The organism is Actinotignum timonense (genome assembly GCF_002860685.3).
Classification (GTDB): Bacteria; Actinomycetota; Actinomycetes; order Actinomycetales; family Actinomycetaceae; genus Actinotignum; species Actinotignum timonense.
In genome coordinates this window covers 1,760,770-1,780,231 of sequence record NZ_CP136960.1, presented here as the reverse complement: position 1 = coordinate 1,780,231, position 19,462 = coordinate 1,760,770, and the positions used below count along the sequence as shown (strand labels likewise).

Sequence of the window (19,462 nt, the reverse complement as noted above, 5' to 3'; positions counted from 1 at the left end):
TGTGCCACGGTAAAAGGGATTCCGGGTGTCAGTAGGAAAAAATCGGGAGAAAGGATACGGTTAATGCATGATTTTCTTGCGGTATTCCGATACTGCCCTGGAGGCGAATTGCTATATTATGGCCGACCCTACTCACCGGGTCGCCCTGGTTATTGATGCGGGAGCGGGAAGCGCGCCCTGGGTGGAGCGCACCCTGGCTGCCCGTAACCTGCGCCTGGGCGCGGTGCTGGCAACCCACGGGCACGGTGACCACGTATGGGATGCCGGGGTGGTAGCCGGCTCGAGCGTACCGTGCTATATCGCCGAAGGTGATGCCTACCGGCTGGATAATCCCATTGCCAACGCTTTTTACGCGCCGCTCGTCCTGGCGGCCACCGGGGGGCGCGCCTGGGTGAAACCGGAGAAGATCGTGCCTCTTCCGGAGGCGATCTACGGGGAAGGTACGGAGCTGGTTCCCGGCGTGCACCTGCGTGCCATCGCCACCCCCGGGCATACCGAAGGCTCAACCGTTTTCCTCTTCTCGGGGCGTTTCGAAGCGGATCCGGAAACTCCGCAGCTTCCCGACTGGGGCTTCGGGGAGAATTTCATGATCACCGGAGACGTGCTTTTCCGCGACGGAGTGGGCCGCACCGACCTCGCGGGCGGGAACGATGCGCAGATGCGCGCCTCCTTGCGCACCATTGTTGCCGAGGTGGACGGCTCCACGATTTTCTTCCCCGGTCACGGCAAACCCTCCACCCTGGCGCGTGAACTCAAAGCCTCGCCGTACCTGCGCGCCTATATCGCAATGAAGTGAAAGAATAGTACCTATGAAAATTGCGCCGATCTCCGGTTTCCCCGAATGGCTTCCGCAAGCCCGCATTGTGGAGCAGAAAGTTCTTGACACCCTGCGCTCCACCTTTGAACTGCACGGTTTTTCGGGGGTGGAAACTCGCGCCGTCGAACCTATGGATCAGCTCCTGCGCAAGGGCGAAACCTCCAAAGAAGTGTATGTGCTGCGCCGTCTCCAGGGGGAGGAGGGCCAGGATTCCGGCCTTGGCCTCCACTTCGATCTCACCGTGCCACTGGCCCGCTACGTGCTGGAGAACGCCGGGAAACTCGATTTCCCCTTCAAGCGCTACCAGATCCAAAAGGTCTGGCGCGGCGAACGCCCCCAGGACGGGCGTTTCCGGGAGTTTTACCAGGCTGATGTTGATGTGGTCGGCCAGGATACCCTCGCCTTCCACCACGATATTGAGCTGCCCCTCGTTATGGTGGATGCGCTGAGTAAGCTCCCCATCCCGCGGGTGCGGGTGCGCGCCTCGAACCGCAAACTCGCCCAGGGCTTCTACGAAGCCATTGGCCTGGAGAACACCGAGGAAACCCTGCGCATCCTCGATAAGCTGGATAAGGTCGGCCCGCAGGTGGTGACCGAGCTGCTTTCCGAACACGTGGGAGCAAGCGAGGAGCAGGCGAAACTCGCGTTGAGTTTGGCGGGTATCACCACCGAAGATGCCTCGTTCGTTGACAAAGTCCGCGCGCTCGGTGCGTCGTCGTCGCTCTTGGAAGAAGGTTTGGAAGAACTCGCAACGCTCGTGACCGAAGCGAATTCTCTTATCCCCGGGTCGGTGAGCGCGGATCTGTCCATCGCACGCGGCCTGGACTATTACACCGGTTCCGTTTTCGAATCGACGGTGGAAGGGCACGAAGATCTCGGCTCGGTGTGTTCGGGTGGGCGTTACGATAACCTGGCGACGGCCGGAAACCGCAGCTATCCGGGCGTGGGCCTGTCCATCGGGGTCTCGCGCCTGCTCGCGCGCTTCCTGCACCAGGATCTGCTGCGCGCGAGCCGCAAGGTTCCCACGGCCGTATACGTGGCGGTGAACGATGAATCCGAACGGCACCACGCTTCCACCATCGCGGCGCGCTTGCGTGCCCGCGGTATTCCCGCGGACGTTTCACATAACGCCACGAAATTCGGGAAGCAGATTAAGGCGGCCGATAAGCGCGGCATTCCTTTTGTGTGGTTTACGACGTCGGAAGGTGAACAGGTCCGCGACGTGCGCTCGGGCACCCAGGTCCCCGCTGACCCGGATACCTGGACTCCGCCGGAAGAAGATCGCTTCCCGCGGGTGATTATGCCGTGAGTCGCTTGCCTTCTCTCGAGCGGGTCCGCCAGGCGCTGGAAAACCTGAGCTTCCCGCTGCCCACCCCGGGCGCGGCCGACGGGCGCGATGCCCGCACCGACGCACTCCACCAACTCGATGACTACGTGCTCCCGCGCCTGCGCTGCCTGGATGCGCCGCTGGTGGCGGTGGTGGGCGGCTCGACCGGTTCGGGTAAATCCGCCCTGGTGAACGCCCTGGTGGGTGCCCCGGTCACGCCGTCCTCGGCGCTGCGGCCCACCACCCGAATCCCGGTGCTCGCCCACGCTCCCGGGGAGGAAGCGTGGTTTTCCGACGACCGTATTTTCCCCGGGCTCGCGCGTTTGAGCGGCGACGGCGCAGCGCTTGCGCACGAACGTTCCGGCACCGGCGCAGCTACTGTTGTGAACGACGGCGCAGCGGAGGCTACGAGCGGCACGGCACTTTCGCGTGAGATTGTGAACGACGGCGCAGCTGCGGCTAGCAGCGCTCAGGCAGCGCAGGCGAGCGGCAACATCCGCCTGGTGGAATCGCCTCAGGTCCCGCGCGGGCTGGCGCTGGTGGACTCTCCCGATATTGACTCGGTCGAGGGAGATAACCGCAGGCTGGCCGGGCAGCTGCTTCAGGCCGCCGATCTGTGGATTTTTGTTACCACCGCCGCGCGCTACTCGGATGCGATTCCCTGGGCCCTCCTGGATGAGGCAGCCGCGCGCAATATCGTTATCGCCGTGGTGCTCAATCGGGTGCCGGTGGGGGATGCCGCCGCGATTCGCCCCGATCTCATCCGCCGGCTCGAGGAACGCGGGCTGGGCAGCGCCCCGCTTTTTGTGATCACTGAGTACCCAGGGGCGGCGGGCATTCCGGAAGCCGATGTGGCTCCGCTGCGCGAATGGCTCGCCGGGCTCGCCCGCGATGAACGTTCGCGCGCCTCGGTGGCGCGCCAAACTCTGGCCGGGGCGCTCGGTAGCTTGGCTGACACCTGCGCGCAGGCGCGCGCCTCCTACCGCGAACAGGTCGAGGAAGCCGAACGTTTAGAGGCGGATGTTACTACCGCGCTGCAAGAAGCCCGCGCCAGTATTGAATCCGCTATCGCGGATGGGACCGTGCTTCGTGGCGAGGTGCTGCGCCGCTGGCATGAGATGCTCGGCAGCGGGCAGTGGGCCCGCGCCCTACAATCGAGTGTGACGCGCTGGCGCGACCGGCTGAGTCTGCGGCGCCCCGCTGGCCAGAACGCGGGCGACGAGGCCGTGGGGGAGGCCATCGAAGATTCCCTCACGGAGATGCTCCTCACTGCGGATGCCAGTCTCACCACCCGCCTTGCCACCGAATTAGAACGCAGCGCGGCCGGAGCTGGAATCGTCCTGGCGGTCGAAGCCCGCGGGGCGGATACCACCATCGGGAATAATACGTCGGCGGCAGATGCCGAGCGTGGAACGGCGGCCCGGAGTACGGATACCGCGGCCCGTCCTCATGCCGCGACGCGCCGGGACGCTGCCGGGGGTCTGGTGCGCGATTGGCGCCGTTCCCTCATGGATATGCTCGCCGAGCGCGGACGCGGCAAACAGCTCACCGCACGCATCGTCTCCCTCGGCATCAACGCGGTGGGCGTGGCGCTTATGCTCGTCGTCTTCGCCCACACCGCCGGCCTCACCGGCGGGGAAGTCGCGATCGCCGGGGGAACGGCCGTGGTAGCGCAACGCGTTTTGGAAGCTATTTTCGGCGACGACGCCGTTCGCCGCATGGCCACCACCGCCACCGAGGATCTCCTCGGGCGCGCCGACGAGTTCTTCGCGGCCACCGCCGCACCCTACCGAGAGGAAATCGCACGCTTGGGAATCAGCACGGAAGCTCTAAACGAGCTAGATGAGGCGATGCGCAGCGCGGAAGGGAGGCGCGGATGGATCTCCCCACTGGATTAAAGAACCTGGAGCAGGCCCTGGACCTGGGCGGTGACTACCTCGACGAATCGGTGCGCAGCCAGGCACGCGATGTGCTGGACCGGGCGCGCCAGCGCGGGCTGCTAGGAACCGACCGCACCGTGGTAGCCCTGGCCGGCGCCACCGGCTCGGGTAAATCCTCCCTGCTCAACGCCATCGTGGGGCAGGAGGTGGCCGGGGTGGCCGCCACCCGGCCAGCTACCCGCGCCCCTCTGGGGGTCTCGGGCCGTCACGCTTCCGACGTGCTCGATTGGCTCGGGGTACGCGAACGCAAAGTTCTGCTCCAGCTAGCTCCCGATACCACCGCGAACTTGGTGCTCGTGGACCTGCCCGATATTGACTCCACGGCGGATACCCACCGAGCTCAGGCCGAGCGTATTATCGCCCGGGCCGATGTGGTGATCTGGGTGCTCGACCCGCAAAAATATGCCGATGCCGTGGTGCACGAAGATTTCCTGGCCGCGATGGGGGAATATCATTCCTCCCTGCTCATCGTTATCAACCAGGTGGATCGCCTGGGCACGGCCGATGAACAAGCAATTGTGGCCGATCTAGGGCGTATCCTCGCCGCGGAAGGGGTAAACGCGGATATTGTGGTGGCCTCCGCGCTCACCGGGCGTGGTATTGATGAGATCCGCGGGGCGCTCGTAGAAATCGCGGCGGGGAAGAGCGCCGCGGCGGAAAAGCTCGCCGCGGATGTGCGGACCGCGGGAGCCGCGCTGACGGAGGACCTCATTGACCAGGGTGGCTATCCGCGTGACCTTACCGATATTGCCGGGGTGGATGAGCTCGTGACCGGCTTGGCTCGGGCCGGCGGGCTCAGCTCCGCAGCACGCGAAGCGGCAGGCCACTACCGCAGGGTAGCGCGGCGCGCCACCGCCTGGCCGCTGCTGCGCGGATGGGGCGGGCAGGCCCGCCCCGTTAGTGGGAACGGACGCGGCGCGGATGCTGTGCTGAGTTCCACAGCGGGAACCACGTCTCATCCGGTTGCCAGTTCACACGTGGCAGACAGCTCTGATGCGGTGGCCAGCTCCGGAACGGTGGAAAAAACTCGGGTAGCGCTGGCGGAATTCACGGTCCAGGCCACCCGTTTCCTCCCGCGTTCCTGGCGCGGGGCGGTGCGCGATGAAAATTCCCGGCAGGCCGCGCGGCTTGCCGATAGCGTCGCCCGGATTATCGCGCGGGAAAGCCAGACGTGGCGCCGGCCGCGCTGGTGGGGCTTGGCCACTGCCCTCCAATGGCTTGCTTTCGCCGCACTGGTGCTGGGCGCGCTAGGACTAGCCGCCGGAATCATCACCGGGGCCGGGGGAGTGACCCTCCCGCTGGGGCTGCGCCGGGCGAGCCTTATCTGCTTGGTGGCCGGCGCAGGATGCGGCGTCGTCGTAAGTATGATCGCGCGGGCCGCGCGCACGCGCGGGGCGCAGCGCCTGGAACGGCAGGTGACCACCCGGGCACGTGCCGCTATTGAAACAGAAGTTCGCGAAAATGTACTGGCGCCGTTCCGCGCGGAAATGGAACGCTACCGAGACTTTGCGCGCGCCGTGGCATCATTAATGCGGGTGTCTGCCTGACTCGGGCCGGCACCCGCCGCGTGTAATGCAAGAATTTGCATGCGCGTGTATGATTATAATGCAAGGGGGACGCGGGTCGTCGGTTCGCGTGCCCCGGTGATGCGAAAGGATCATTGTGACCGCCGGAATTCCTTCGAGTCGCACTGCCCGCCAAGGGCTTATCGCCTCGATTCTGGATGCTCATCTCATCGGTTCCCAAAATGAACTGCGGGAGTATCTCATACGTGCCGGGGTGGATGTCACCCAGGCTACGCTCTCCCGTGATTTAGACGATTTAGGGGCCGTTAAGATCCGGGTGGACGGATCGATGGCATATCGCATCGCTGACCAGACGATGGATACGGGGGAGCGCCTGGCGCGGTGGGCTCGTGAAATACTGCTCAGCGCCGAATGCGCTCTCAACCAGATCGTGCTGCGTACCCCGCCCGGGGCCGCGCAGCTACTCGCCGCCGGGATTGACCGGGCGCGCCTGGATGGTGTGCTCGGTTGCGTTGCCGGAGATGACACCGTGCTGGTTATTGCCCGCAGCGAAGAACGCGCGGTAGAGATCAGGCAACACCTCCTCGCGATGGGGGAGAAAAAGGAGTAATAATGGCGAAGGAGCGGGTAGTTCTCGCCTATTCGGGCGGACTGGATACCTCGGTGGCGATCGGCTGGATCGGGGAGCGAACCGGAGCCGAAGTCATCACGGTCGCCGTGGACGTGGGCCAGGGCGGCGAGGATCTGGAGACCATTCGCCAGCGCGCCCTCGATTGCGGGGCCGTGGAAGCCTATATCGCCGATGCCCGCGATGAATTCGCCAGCGAGTACTGCATGCCGGCCCTCAAGGCCGGGGCGCTCTACATGGACGCCTATCCGCTTATTTCCGCTATTTCCCGCCCGGTTATCGTGAAGCACCTGGTGGCCGCGGCCCGGCAATTCGGGGCCACCACGGTGGCACACGGATGCACCGGGAAAGGCAATGACCAGGTCCGTTTCGAAAACGGCATTACCCAATTGGGGCCGGATCTGGCCTGCCTATCCCCGGTGCGCGATCTCGCGCTCACCCGCGAATTCGCTATTGATTACGCCAATAAGCACAATTTGCCCATCGAAACCACCCACCATAATCCCTTCTCCATTGATCAGAATGTGTGGGGCCGGGCCATTGAAACCGGGTACCTCGAAGACCTGTGGAATGCACCCACCAAGGATGTGTATACCTACACGGATGATCCGACCTACCCGCCGCTGCCCGATGAAGTGATCATCACTTTTGAGGGTGGTATTCCGGTCAAGATTGACGGCGAAGCCGTGACTCCGCTGCAAGCTATTGAACAGCTCAATAAGCGAGCTGGAAAGCAGGGGATTGGCCGGATTGACGTGGTTGAAGACCGCTACGTGGGTATCAAGTCCCGTGAGATTTACGAGGCACCGGGCGCCATGGCGCTGCTCACCGCCCATAAAGAGCTGGAAAATGTGACCATGGATCGCGAGCAGGCCCGCTTCAAGCGCACGGTCGCGGATCGCTGGGCGGATATCGTATACGAAGGCCAGTGGTTCTCCCCGCTCAAGCGCTCCCTCGATGCCTACATCGAAGACACCCAGCGCTATGTCTCCGGAGATATTCGTATGGTTATGCATGGCGGGCGTGCCACCGTGACCGGGCGGCGTTCGGACGCCTCCCTCTACGATTTCAACCTGGCTACCTACGATGCCGGTGACTCCTTCGACCAGTCCCACGCCAAGGGCTTCATCGAGCTGACCGGGCTGCCGGCCAAGCTCGCCGCCGCCCGCGACGTAAGCTTCGGGCGCGGGGTGGCTATCCCGCCGGCGCGGCTGAACTAAGCGGCTGAACCAGTTTCGCCCGGTTGAACTAGGGCGTATGAGGGCGGCTAAACTAGTTTCGCCCGTGCGGCCGAACTAAGGGCGTAGATCAAGCGCATACGCGATATAGAGAACGGGGCCGGGGTCGTTATTCACGACCTCGGCCCCGTTATGATGTGCGGAGCTATCCCGCTGAGAATAGAGCCCTACAGGTGCTACGAATAGAGCGCTACAGGCGCCTGCGCCGGCGGGTCCGGCTTACTTCCCTTCGCGGGCGCGCAGCATCGCCGGTGAGGCGGGCCGCTGCATGAAAATAATCGAGACGGTCAGGGCGAGCGCCACGATAACGCAGATCGTTCCCATGGAAGCCGCGTAACCGGTGAACCAGGCCCCATCCCCGCGCGGTGTGCCCTCGTTGACGAAAGCGAAGAGGATTGCGGTCACCATGGCATTGCCAATAGCGGTGGTAATACGCTGGCTGGTCTGCTGGACCCCGCCCGCGGTACCACCGTGGGCGCGCGGAACGTCAATCATTGCCTGGGTCTGGTTAACCGAACCGATCACGCCAATCCCGAAACCGAAAACGCAGATAGGCAGGGAAATCCACCACGGACTCCAGCCCGCGTAGGCAACCCCGGCGGCCAGCGGAATACTGGAAGCGAGCGAGACCAGCGCGAGCGCGAAAGCACCGGCTTGGACATGCCGCCCCCAGGCCACCGCGTAGCGCCCCGCCCACACCGAGGCATAGGCCGAAGCAATCGCATTGGGCAAGCCGAGCAGCCCGGCCTGCAAAGCATTGAATCCCATACCCTGCTGGAGATACATCGCCAGCACCACGAAAACAGAGGTGGTTCCCAGGAATTGGATCGCGGTAATCGAAGTGCAGAAGCTGAATGACTCAATGCGGAAGAGGCGCAAATTCACCATGGGGATACGCCCGCGCTTGGCATAAGAATGCTCCCAGAGCACCCAGGCCAAGCCAAGGAGGGCCCCGGCGCCCAGCAGCGCCCAGCGCCAGGCGAAATGAGACATAAAGGGCAGCATGAGGCAGAGCACCGCGAGGGTTAGCAGGGTCATCCCCATCGGGTCAAGGTCGAGGCGATGCCCGCGCCGGCGGCCAACCGGTTGGCCCCGGCGTTCCATTTCCGCCCGGTAGGCGGCGTCGATCCTGGCGGCGTCGTCGCCAATAGCGCGCCGTTCCTTCAGGAACGGCAGCAAGAAAATACCCAGCCCCAAACCAAGCAAACCAAGCGGAACGTTGAGAATAAAGGACCACCGCCAGCCCACGGGGCCGAAGAGCTGCACGAGGCTACCCGAGAGCAGCGGCCCCACGGCCACCGAAGCGGAAATGGCCAGGCCCATATAGGCGAAAGCTTTCGCGCGGGCGTGCCCGTCGAAATACTGCATAATCATGCCGGTGACCTGGGGCGAGAAAATCCCCGAACCGATGCCCTGGAGGGCTCGTGCGATATTGAGGATGAGGGCGTCGCTGGCCAGCCCGCACAGCAGGGAGCCCAGCGTGAAGACCGCCATCCCGATCATCCACAGCGAAGAGCGCCCGAAAATATCGCCCATGCGGCCGGCGGGCACCAGCAGCAGCCCGAAGGCCAGGGAATAGCCGGAGAGCACCCATTGGATATCGCCGCGGCCGGCATTCAGCCCCGTTTCGATAATGGGAAGCAGATTATTGACCGAGCTGACCTGGATAAGCGACATGACCAGCGCAACGATGAGCACCACGAGGAGCTTATTGCGGTCATACGTTCGGTCCGAACCCGGAATCGTGAAATAACGCGTATTTTCCATTCCATCCTTCACAACAACGCGCACGTTTCCGGCATAGTTCTAGCCGTGAGACGAGCGCACACTAGCTCCGGTAACTCTGCGATGCTGTGGTGTACAAAGGTGAGCGGCGGGGGCCGGCAGGCCGGGCACCCCGGGCGCATGCACAAAAAGAGCCCGCACGGAGGCGAGCAAGCAGAGACAGCAGTCCCGGTACGGGTGCCAGCATAGCAGCATTCCCCGGGAACCTCAGCTGTGACGCATCTTGCGCCCCGGCCCAAGCGTGGGACAATACCCATATGGATACTTCACAAAAAACTTCAGAAGAAACGCTTCCCGCGGGCGGCGTTGTGAGCGGCACCGCCGGCGATGCTGCTCGCGACGCTGCCGCAGCGACCCTCCGCACGCAACTTAACCACCGCACCATCCGCGATTTCGACGGCCGGCCCCTCGGCGAGGAACTCACCGCCACCCTGGTCAACGCGGCCCTGCACGCCGCCACCTCGCAGGGCATGCAATACGCCACCATTATTCGAGTCCAGGATCCGGCTCGCCGCCAGGCCATTGCGGAGGTGTGCACCTAGGCTTACGTGGCCCAGGCACCCGAATTGTGGATTTTTGTGGCGGATACCCGCCGCGCCTGGCGCGTCTGCCAGGAGCAGGGCGGCGAAGGCGCGGGCGCCCGTAGTTACGACGCCTTTAACGCCGCGGTTGCGGATTGCATGATCGCGGCGCAGAACACCGTGGTGGCCGCGGAAAGCCACGGCTTGGGTACCACATACCTCGGTTCTATTTTGAACGACGCCGAACGTATCTGCCAGGTGCTGGACCTGCCCGAACTCACGTTCCCGGTTATCGGCCTCATTATGGGCTACCCCAATCAGGAGCGGATTCCGGAGCTTAAACCCCGCATGGATGCCGAGTTGCGCGTATTCACTGACCACTACCAGGAACCGGAATCGGCGGTGGAATCGCTGCGGGAGTACGACGCCGCCATTGCGCCCTGGGTTGATATTCGCTACGGAAAGCCGGTCGGGCCCTTCACCGAGTACGTGCCCACCCGCCTGAGCGGTTCGGTGGCGCGGCGCGGGCGACTCCTGGCTGCCATCGGGGCGCAGGGCTTTGACGTGGCACTTCCCGCGGAAAAGTAGCCCGGCGCCGGGCGGGTGTGCCACGGAACGCGCCGCGGGAGAGTGGCGAAACTTCCTGCGGGAGAACGGCGAAACTTCTCGCGGGAGGGTGGCGAAACTTCCTGCGGGAAGTAGCGGCGCTTAGAATGGTGCAATGACTGAACATCTCGCCCTGTGGGGTGGGCGCTTTAGCGGTGCCAGCGCCGATGCCCTGACCGAACTTTCACGCTCGACTCATATTGATTGGCGCCTGGCGCCCTATGATTTGGCCGGCAGCCGCGCCCACGCGCGGGCGCTGGCCGGGGCGGGACTCCTGGATGAGGCTGAACTCACCGCGATGCTCGCGGCGCTGGACACCCTCGGGCAGCGGGTGGCCAGTGGGGAACTCACCCCGGCCCCCGACGACGAAGATGTGCATACCGCCCTGGAGCGCGCCCTGCTGGCCGAAGTCGGGCCGCAGCTGGGCGGTAAATTGCGGGCCGGGCGCTCGCGCAATGATCAAATCGCCACCCTCATCCGCATGTACCTGCGCGACGCGGCCCGGTATCTGAGTGGCAAGCTGTTGGCGGTGGTGCGGGCGCTTGTCTCTCAGGCGGAGCGCGCCGGCGATGCGGTGATGCCCGGGCGCACCCACCTCCAGCACGCCCAGCCGGTGCTGGTGGCCCATCACCTGCTCGCCCACGTCTGGCCCCTGCTGCGCGATATCGCGCGCTGGCAGGACTGGGATAAGCGGGCGGCCTATTCGCCCTACGGCGCCGGGGCGCTAGCGGGGAACACCCTGGGTCTGGACGCGCAGGCCATCGCGGCAGAGCTGGGCTTTAGCGCCCCGGAACACAATTCCATCGACGCCACCGCCGCGCGGGATCTGGTCGCTGAATTCAGCTATATTTGCGCCCAGATCGGGGTGGATCTTTCGCGCCTTTCCGAAGAAATTATTTTGTGGAATACCCGCGAATTCCGCTTCGTCACCCTTGATGATGCCTACGCGACCGGCTCCTCGATTATGCCCCAGAAAAAGAATCCGGACGTGGCCGAATTGACCCGCGGTAAAAGCGGGCGTCTCATAGGCGACCTCGCCGGACTGCTGGCCACCTTCAAGGGGCTCCCGCTCGCCTACAACCGCGATCTCCAAGAGGATAAAGAGCCGGTTTTCGACGCCATCGACACCCTCGACCTCCTCCTCCCCGCGGTCGCGGGCATGGTGGAAACCATGGTGCTCAATTACGAACGCATGGCCGAACTGGCACCCCAAGGTTTCTCCCTGGCCACCGATATTGCGGAGTGGCTGGTGCGTGGCGGGGTTCCGTTCCGCGAAGCCCACGAGATTTCGGGCCGTGCGGTCGCTTTCTGCGAGAAGCGCGGCATCGAATTATGGGATATGAACGACGACGAGCTGCGCTCCATCGACACGCGGCTCACCCCGGATGTCCGGGAGGTGCTCACGGTGGCCGCCTCTGTAGGGGCCCGGCGCGGGGCGGGCGGCACCGCCCCGGAGCGGGTTGCTGAGCAGCTGGCGAGTGTGCGGGAATCCATCGGGCGCGCGGAGGGCTTTGCCCGCAGCGCGACCGATGCGGCGTCGTCGTAAAAAATAGTGGCAAGAAGAAAGCGGGCGTGATAACGTCCGGACGTGACGTTACGGAAAGGCCCGTGGCGCGCGAAGCATAACGGAAGGACACGAGACGTGAAGGACGTTCTTGAGGAACTGGAATGGCGTGGGCTGATTGCCCAGCATACGGATATTGACGCGCTGCGGAGCGCGCTGAACTCCGGTCCGGTCACCTTCTATTGCGGTTTTGATCCGACGGCGGCTTCGCTGCACCACGGCCACCTTGTCGCCGTGAAGCTCATGCGGCACCTCCAACTTGCCGGGCATCATCCGCTGGTGCTGGTGGGCGGGGCGACCGGGCTCATTGGGGATCCGCGCCCCTCGACTGAACGCACGCTCAATTCGCGAGATACCGTGGCCGGTTGGGTGGAATCTCTGGCTGGGCAGCTGCGCGGTTTGCTGGATTTCGAAGGTGATAATCCGGCGCGGCTCGTCAATAACCTGGATTGGACCGGGCAGCTTTCTGCGATTGATTTCCTGCGTGACCTGGGTAAACATTTCCGGCTGGGAACCATGCTTTCCAAGGACATCGTGGCGCGGCGCCTGGAATCCGATGAAGGCATTTCCTACGCCGAATTTTCCTACCAGGTACTCCAAGCGAATGATTACCTGGAACTGTTCACCCGCTACGGTTGCACCCTGGAAGTGGGCGGCAATGACCAGTGGGGCAATCTTGTGGGCGGCATGGACCTCATCCGCAAGGTGACGGGGGAGTCGGTGCACGTACTCACGAATCCGCTCATTACTAAATCGGATGGCACGAAGTTCGGGAAATCCGAAGGCGGGGCCGTATGGCTCAACCCGGAGATGCTCAGCCCCTATAAGTTCTTCCAGTTCTGGCTCAATACCGCAGACGAAGACGTGGTGCATATGCTCAAGGTCTTCACTTTCCGCACTCGGGAAGAAATCGAAGAATTGGCGGTGGCGGTCGCTGAGCGGCCTCAGGAACGGCGTGCGCAGCGCGTGCTGGCGCAGGATGTCACGACCTGGGTACACGGCGCCGACGTGGCCAAACGGGTGGACAATGCCTCGCGAGCCCTTTTCGGTGGTGACGGTTTGGCCACTCTGGATGCGGATACCTTGCGTGATGCGGTGGCGGAACTGCCACAGGCGAGCGCGAGCCTGGGAACTCCCATTCCGGAACTCTTCGTGGCCACGGGCCAGGAGCGCGGCCTGGGCGCCGCGCGGCGTACCGCGAAATCCGGCGGCCTGAATATCAACAACCGCAAGGTTGGGGAAGTGGACGTGCTCAGCAGCGAGGATGTTTTGCCCGGTGGCGTTGTGGTGCTCCGCAAGGGTAAGAAGAACCTCGCGGTTATCCGCGTGGCGGAGTAAGGGGTCCTAGTCAAGAACGGAGAACGGCTCTTGCGTGTGAAGCGCGATAGATCGTGATAGATAGCGGCGGCGTTACCGGTGGTAGTGCCGCCGCTTCTATGTATCAGGGTGCGCGAATCGGAGTAAATGCATGATCTGTGCATGTAGGGAGTTTCCCCGGTTTCCCCTAGTTTTGGGCGTGGTTTTCTCTGGGTTTTCGGGTGTTTGGGCTGGGTGTGGTGGGTGTCTCTCTGGTTTGATTTGCGTCTAGCGGGGTGGGCTTGTAAGCTTGTTATCCGTCGCCGAGAGCCGGAAACGCCTCAAAGCGACACGGAATCCTCGTGATTATGTTCTAGTCCACAGGTTGCCGGGTTTGAAAGAATCGGGCCACGGTGGTAGGCTAACGGGGTTGCTCTTCTTGAGTGTGAATGATTCTCTCTGGGCCAGCCAGTCAATGGTTATTGGTGGTTGGTGTGGGGTGTGGATATGGTGTTTGGATGCTTAATAGCGTGTCTGACTAATAGATTTTTTACGTGAAAATTTTTTTGTTCACACGACCGGGCCAGGTTGACTGATTATTGTTGTTGGTTTCTTGGTGGTTGTGTGGGTGTGTGCAAGGACAGTTAGCACTCTAATGGATAGTGGCTAGATGCCGTGTTTTTATGTGGTGTTTGGTTTGTTTGTTGGTGGTGTTTTTGTTCTTGTTTTTTATATTTTTGTTGAGCTAGATGTTTTGGCTCTCTGGTTTTTATATGGAGAGTTTGATCCTGGCTCAGGACGAACGCTGGCGGCGTGCTTAACACATGCAAGTCGAACGATGAAGCCTGCAACTTGTTGTGGGTGGATTAGTGGCGAACGGGTGAGTAATACGTGGGTAACCTGCCCTCCTTTTTGGGATAAGCCTTGGAAACGGGGTCTAATACCGAATATTCTGGCGCTCTCGCATGGGGGTGTTGGGAAAGCTTTTGTGTGAAGGGGGATGGGCTCGCGGCCTATCAGCTTGTTGGTGGGGTGATGGCCTACCAAGGCGGTGACGGGTAGCCGGCCTGAGAGGGTGACCGGCCACATTGGGACTGAGATACGGCCCAGACTCCTACGGGAGGCAGCAGTGGGGGATATTGCACAATGGGCGAAAGCCTGATGCAGCGACGCCGCGTGGGGGATGAAGGCTTTCGGGTTGTAAACCTCTTTCGCTATCGAACAAGGCTCACTTAGGGTGGGTTGAGGGTAGGTGGAGAAGAAGCGCCGGCTAACTACGTGCCAGCAGCCGCGGTAATACGTAGGGCGCGAGCGTTGTCCGGAATTATTGGGCGTAAAGGGCTTGTAGGCGGCTTGTTGCGCCTGCTGTGAAAACGCGGGGCTTAACTTCGCGCGTGCAGTGGGTACGGGCAGGCTTGAGTGTGGTAGGGGTGACTGGAATTCCAGGTGTAGCGGTGGAATGCGCAGATATCTGGAGGAACACCGATGGCGAAGGCAGGTCACTGGGCCATTACTGACGCTGAGGAGCGAAAGCATGGGTAGCGAACAGGATTAGATACCCTGGTAGTCCATGCTGTAAACGTTGGGAACTAGGTGTGGGGGGCCTTTCCAGGTTTTCTGCGCCGTAGCTAACGCATTAAGTTCCCCGCCTGGGGAGTACGGCCGCAAGGCTAAAACTCAAAGGAATTGACGGGGGCCCGCACAAGCGGCGGAGCATGCGGATTAATTCGATGCAACGCGAAGAACCTTACCAAGGCTTGACATACACCGCGGGGCTGCAGAGATGTGGTTGCATTTGGTTGGTGGTGTACAGGTGGTGCATGGTTGTCGTCAGCTCGTGTCGTGAGATGTTGGGTTAAGTCCCGCAACGAGCGCAACCCTTGTCTCGTGTTGCCAGCACATGATGGTGGGGACTCACGAGAGACTGCCGGGGTTAACTCGGAGGAAGGTGGGGATGACGTCAAATCATCATGCCCCTTATGTCTTGGGCTTCACGCATGCTACAATGGCCGGTACAGAGGGTTGCGATATCGCAAGGTGGAGCGAATCCCTTAAAGCTGGTCTCAGTTCGGATCGGGGTCTGCAACTCGACCTCGTGAAGTCGGAGTCGCTAGTAATCGCGGATCAGCATTGCCGCGGTGAATACGTTCCCGGGCCTTGTACACACCGCCCGTCACGTCACGAAAGTTGGTAACACCCGTAGCTCGTGGCCTAACCATTTTGGGGGGAGCGGTCGAAGGTGGGGCTGGCGATTGGGACGAAGTCGTAACAAGGTAGCCGTACCGGAAGGTGCGGCTGGATCACCTCCTTTCTAAGGATTGTTAGCAAGAAACGTTGTTGGGAATGAGCCGCAGGGGTTTGTTCTTCTTTGTTTTGTTTCTTGTTTGGGACGCGTAAAAAGAGACGCTCAAGAGGGCTTGCCTTATATGGGGTTGTTTTCTTGGGTGGTGTTGGTTGGGCGGGCTGTTAGGCATTCGGACACTGTCCGATATACCACCCACGATTAGTTGACGAGAGTGTGTTCTTGTTTTCTGGTTGTGGTGTTGGTGTGGTGGTTGGTTGTCGCATAGTGAGCGTGAGCATCTTTATAACAAACACGTTGATATCAAAAGATTTTTTGGTTTTTGTGTTTGTTGTGTGATTTTGCGTAATGTAAACGATTTTGTTTTGAGTTTCTTGTTTATTGTTTTTTGGTGTTGTAGGGCGTTTGGTGGATGCCTTGGTGCGTATGGGCCGAAGAAGGACGTTGTAGCCTGCGATATGCCTCGGGGAATTGGCTAGCGAGTGGTGATCCGAGGGTGTCCGAATGGGGGAACCTAGCCTGGGTTATGCCGGGTTGCTGCCAGCTGAATTGATAGGTTGGTGGTGGGAACGTGGGGAAGTGAAACATCTTAGTACCTGCTGGAAAAGATATTTTGTGAGTAGTGGCGAGCGAAAGCGAAGGAGCCTAAACCTTGTGTGTGTGATACTTGTCGGGGGTTGCACATGGGGTGTTGTGGGGTGTTGTTTTCTCGTTTCCGACAGGACGGGGCGTAGTGATAAATCAGGAGTATAGGTGAAGGGTTTGGGAAGGCCTGCCGTAGACCGTGATAGCCGGGTAGCTGAAATGTTTCTGACTGCGTGATGACATGCCCGAGTAGCACGGGGCTCGTGGAATCTCGTGTGAATCTGCCAAGACCACTTGGTAAGGCTAAATACCCGTCGTGACCGATAGTGGAATAGTACCGTGAGGGAATGGTGAAAAGTACCCCGGGAGGGGAGTGAAATAGTGCCTGAAACCAGGCGCCTACAAACTGTCAGAGCCACATTTGAATGGTGGTGATGGCGTGCCTATTGAAGAATGAGCCTGCGAGTTAGGATGTGTGGCGAGGTTAACCCGTGTGGGGTAGTCGTAGCGAAAGCGAGTCTGAAGAGGGCGTTTTTAGTTGCATGTTCTAGACCCGAAGCGGGGTGATCTACCCATGGCCAGGGTGAGGCACGTGTAAGAGCGTGTGGAGGCCCGAACCCACCAGGGTTGAAAACCTGGGGGATGAGTTGTGGGTAGGGGTGAAAGGCCAATCAAACTCCGTGATAGCTGGTTCTCCCCGAAATGCATTTAGGTGCAGCGTTGCGTGGTTCTTTGTGGGGGTAGAGCTACTGGTTGGCTGATGGGCCTTATCTGGTTACTGACGTCAGCCAAACTCCGAATACCATGAAGTTGAGCGTGGCAGTGAGACTGTGGGGGATAAGCTTCATAGTCGAGAGGGAAACAGCCCAGATCGCCGGTTAAGGCCCCTAAGTGTGTGCTAAGTGGGAAAGGATGTTTAGTTGCTGTGACAACCAGGAGGTTGGCTTAGAAGCAGCCATCCTTGAAAGAGTGCGTAATAGCTCACTGGTCAAGTGATTGAGCGCCGACAATGTAGCGGGGCTGAAGTACACCGCCGAAACCGCGGCAGTAATTGTTTTTACTGGGTAGGGGAGCGTCCTGCGCGAGGTGAAGCCATGGCGTGAGCTTGTGGTGGATTGTGTGGGAGTGAGAATGCAGGCATGAGTAACGTTTGGGAGGTGAGAATCCTTCCCGCCGTATGACTAAGGGTTCCAGGGGTAGGTTCGTCCTCTCTGGGTTAGTCGGGTCCTAAGGCGAGGCCGACAGGCGTAGTCGATGGGTGACCAGTTCTTATTCTGGTACCGGTTTTATTGCGTCCAGTGTCTTCTGCGTTGATGCTAACCATCCTGCCTATGCCATATAAGCATGCACGGCTTTTGTTGTGTTTGTTGTTGGTGTGGGTGGCGTGGGGTCCTAAGTGTGGGAGGCAAGCGTGTTAACAGGTGTGACGCAGGGAGGTAGCTTCGCGTGCCTAATGGCTTGGCGCGTTTAAGGGTGTGGCCCGTCCTCTAGGTAAATCCGGGGGACATGTAAGGGTGAGGCCTGATGGTGACCGTTTTTATAGCGGGAAGTAGGGTGATCCTGTACTGCCGAGAAAAGCATCGACGTGAGTGGTAAGACCGCCCGTACCCGAAACCGACACTGGTAGTTGGGTAGAGCATACTAAGGCGTGCGAGTGAATCGTGGTTAAGGAACTCGGCAAAATGCCCCCGTAACTTTGGGAGAAGGGGGGCCCACTCTTTACACGCCCCGTGTCTGGGTGTTGTGGGGGGTTGGGTCGCAGAGTCTAGGGAGAAGCGACTGTTTATCAAAAACACAGGTCCGTGCGAAGCTGTAAGGCGATGTATACGGACTGACGCCTGCCCGGTGCTGGAAGGTTAAGCGGACTGGTTAGCCCCTTTTTTGGGGGCGAGGCTGGGAAGTTAAGCCCCAGTAAACGGCGGTGGTAACTATAACCATCCTAAGGTAGCGAAATTCCTTGTCGGGTAAGTTCCGACCTGCACGAATGGCGTAACGACTTCTCTACTGTCTCGACCACGAGCTCGGTGAAATTGCATTACGAGTAAAGATGCTCGTTTCGCGCAGCAGGACGGAAAGACCCCGGGACCTTTACTATAGCTTGGTATTGGTGTTCGGTACGGTTTGTGTAGGATAGGTGGGAGACTGTGATGCATGGACGCTAGTTTGTGTGGAGTCGTTGTTGAAATACCACTCTGGTCGTATTGCATGTCTAACTTTGGTCCGTGATCCGGGCTAAGGACAGTGCCTGGTGGGTAGTTTAACTGGGGCGGTTGCCTCCTAAAGGGTAACGGAGGCGCTCAAAGGTTTCCTCAGCCTGGTTGGTCATCAGGTGGTGAGTGTAAGTGTAGAAGGAAGCTTGACTGTGAGACAGACATGTCGAGCAGGTACGAAAGTAGGAACTAGTGATCCGGCGGTGGCTTGTGGAAGCGCCGTCGCTCAACGGATAAAAGGTACCCCGGGGATAACAGGCTGATCCTGCCCAAGAGTTCATATCGACGGCATGGTTTGGCACCTCGATGTCGGCTCGTCGCATCCTGGGGCTGGAGTAGGTCCCAAGGGTTGGGCTGTTCGCCCATTAAAGCGGTACGCGAGCTGGGTTCAGAACGTCGTGAGACAGTTCGGTCCCTATCCGCTGCGCGCGTTTGAGAATTGAGAAGGGCTGTTCCTAGTACGAGAGGACCGGGACGGACGAACCTCTAGTGTGCCAGTTGTTCCGCCAGGGGCATTGCTGGTTGGCCACGTTCGGGAGGGATAACCGCTGAAAGCATCTAAGCGGGAAGCCTGCTTCGAGATTAGTTCTCGTTCCACTAGATAAGTGGGTGAGGTCCCCGGTTGATGATCGGGTTGATAGGCCAGGGATGTAAGCATTGTGAGGTGTTTAGTTGACTGGTACTAATGGACCGATAACCAAAATCAACATTTGACGGGTTGCTTTTGTTTGTTTTTGCGTGAGATTGATATGTTTGCGTTCACTGTGCGATGACTGGCCACCATGTGGTTGGTTGGTGTTTGTTTGGTTGTGGCGGTGGTTATAGCGGCAAGGGTATACGCCCGGTCTCCTTTTCGAACCCGGTAGCTAAGGTTGTTTGCGCTGATGGTACTGCACTCGGTGGGGTGTGGGAGAGTAGGTCACTGCCGCCATGTTTTTTATTGTGTGGGGTGTGTTTATGTCTTATCTGTTAGGGCATAGAACACACCCCACACCTTTTTAATCTCTGCGCGCCAAAATTTACTGCTCAGCGCGCGGCCGAGCTGGAGTCGGCCTAAAATAAGCACAGCATCGTGATTCTTTACAATCGAACTGCGAGGAATGAAATGTCTGACCAC

The 19,462-nt window shown here is 60.5% G+C and carries 9 protein-coding genes, 3 rRNA genes and 1 pseudogene; 12 read left to right on the top strand and 1 reads right to left on the bottom strand.

What is annotated here, in order from left to right:
• Positions 1 to 67: 67 nt before the first annotated feature.
• The 6 genes from CYJ17_RS07405 to CYJ17_RS07380 all read left to right on the top strand — a co-directional run bounded on the left by CYJ17_RS07405 (position 68) and on the right by CYJ17_RS07380 (position 7,458).
• Positions 68 to 796 carry an MBL fold metallo-hydrolase gene (locus CYJ17_RS07405; protein WP_087070713.1) on the top strand — a complete coding sequence of 243 codons (729 nt, stop codon included), beginning with the start codon at positions 68 to 70 and terminating at the stop codon, positions 794 to 796.
• Between the two features lie 13 nt (positions 797 to 809).
• Complete coding sequence (gene hisS / locus CYJ17_RS07400) at positions 810 to 2,126, top strand: histidine--tRNA ligase (protein WP_087070714.1); 1,317 nt, start codon at positions 810 to 812, stop codon at positions 2,124 to 2,126.
• The gene (locus CYJ17_RS07395; protein ID WP_087070715.1) at positions 2,123 to 4,042 is read left to right on the top strand and encodes a dynamin family protein; all 1,920 of its coding nucleotides are present in this window, start codon (positions 2,123 to 2,125) and stop codon (positions 4,040 to 4,042) included. The genes hisS and CYJ17_RS07395 overlap by 4 nt, the downstream gene beginning before the upstream one ends.
• Positions 4,021 to 5,631 carry a dynamin family protein gene (locus CYJ17_RS07390; protein WP_101595512.1) on the top strand — a complete coding sequence of 537 codons (1,611 nt, stop codon included), beginning with the start codon at positions 4,021 to 4,023 and terminating at the stop codon, positions 5,629 to 5,631. The genes CYJ17_RS07395 and CYJ17_RS07390 overlap by 22 nt, the downstream gene beginning before the upstream one ends.
• A gap of 115 nt (positions 5,632 to 5,746) precedes the next feature.
• Entirely contained in the window at positions 5,747 to 6,220 is a 474-nt protein-coding gene (locus tag CYJ17_RS07385) for an arginine repressor (RefSeq protein WP_087070718.1), read from the top strand.
• A 2-nt stretch (positions 6,221 to 6,222) separates the two neighbouring features.
• Positions 6,223 to 7,458 (top strand): argininosuccinate synthase, encoded by a 1,236-nt coding sequence (locus CYJ17_RS07380; RefSeq protein ID WP_087070719.1) that lies wholly within the window; start codon positions 6,223 to 6,225, stop codon positions 7,456 to 7,458.
• A 237-nt stretch (positions 7,459 to 7,695) separates the two neighbouring features.
• Here the strand turns inward: CYJ17_RS07380 and CYJ17_RS07375 are convergent, their stop codons facing one another.
• Positions 7,696 to 9,243 carry an MFS transporter gene (locus tag CYJ17_RS07375; protein WP_087070720.1) on the bottom strand — a complete coding sequence of 516 codons (1,548 nt, stop codon included), beginning with the start codon at positions 9,241 to 9,243 and terminating at the stop codon, positions 7,696 to 7,698.
• 275 nt (positions 9,244 to 9,518) lie between these two features.
• On the opposite strand from CYJ17_RS07375, the pseudogene CYJ17_RS07370 reads away from it, so the two are divergent.
• The 6 genes and pseudogenes from CYJ17_RS07370 to rrf all read left to right on the top strand — a co-directional run bounded on the left by CYJ17_RS07370 (position 9,519) and on the right by rrf (position 19,276).
• Positions 9,519 to 10,370: pseudogene (locus CYJ17_RS07370) on the top strand (nitroreductase family protein).
• A gap of 133 nt (positions 10,371 to 10,503) precedes the next feature.
• A complete protein-coding gene (gene argH, locus CYJ17_RS07365) occupies positions 10,504 to 11,934 on the top strand; it encodes an argininosuccinate lyase (RefSeq protein WP_087070722.1) in 1,431 nt (476 codons plus the stop codon).
• A 96-nt stretch (positions 11,935 to 12,030) separates the two neighbouring features.
• Positions 12,031 to 13,290, top strand: a complete 1,260-nt coding sequence (gene tyrS, locus CYJ17_RS07360) for a tyrosine--tRNA ligase (protein ID WP_087070723.1) — start codon at positions 12,031 to 12,033, stop codon at positions 13,288 to 13,290.
• Between the two features lie 728 nt (positions 13,291 to 14,018).
• Positions 14,019 to 15,559: ribosomal RNA gene (locus tag CYJ17_RS07355) — 16S ribosomal RNA — on the top strand.
• 376 nt (positions 15,560 to 15,935) lie between these two features.
• Positions 15,936 to 19,051: ribosomal RNA gene (locus CYJ17_RS07350) — 23S ribosomal RNA — on the top strand.
• A 105-nt stretch (positions 19,052 to 19,156) separates the two neighbouring features.
• A 5S ribosomal RNA gene (gene rrf, locus CYJ17_RS07345) occupies positions 19,157 to 19,276 on the top strand.
• Together the 16S, 23S and 5S rRNA genes form the textbook arrangement of a ribosomal RNA operon.
• Positions 19,277 to 19,462: the final 186 nt, after the last annotated feature.

Bases quoted from the DNA above. Each gene is read 5' to 3' on its own strand.
- CYJ17_RS07405 (WP_087070713.1), top strand. From the start codon at position 68: ATGATTTTCTTGCGGTATTCCGATACTGCCCTGGAGGCGAATTGCTAT.
- hisS (WP_087070714.1), top strand. From the start codon at position 810: ATGAAAATTGCGCCGATCTCCGGTTTCCCCGAATGGCTTCCGCAAGCC.
- CYJ17_RS07390 (WP_101595512.1), top strand. From the start codon at position 4,021: ATGGATCTCCCCACTGGATTAAAGAACCTGGAGCAGGCCCTGGACCTG.
- CYJ17_RS07380 (WP_087070719.1), top strand. From the start codon at position 6,223: ATGGCGAAGGAGCGGGTAGTTCTCGCCTATTCGGGCGGACTGGATACC.
- CYJ17_RS07375 (WP_087070720.1), bottom strand. From the start codon at position 9,243: ATGGAAAATACGCGTTATTTCACGATTCCGGGTTCGGACCGAACGTAT.
- argH (WP_087070722.1), top strand. From the start codon at position 10,504: ATGACTGAACATCTCGCCCTGTGGGGTGGGCGCTTTAGCGGTGCCAGC.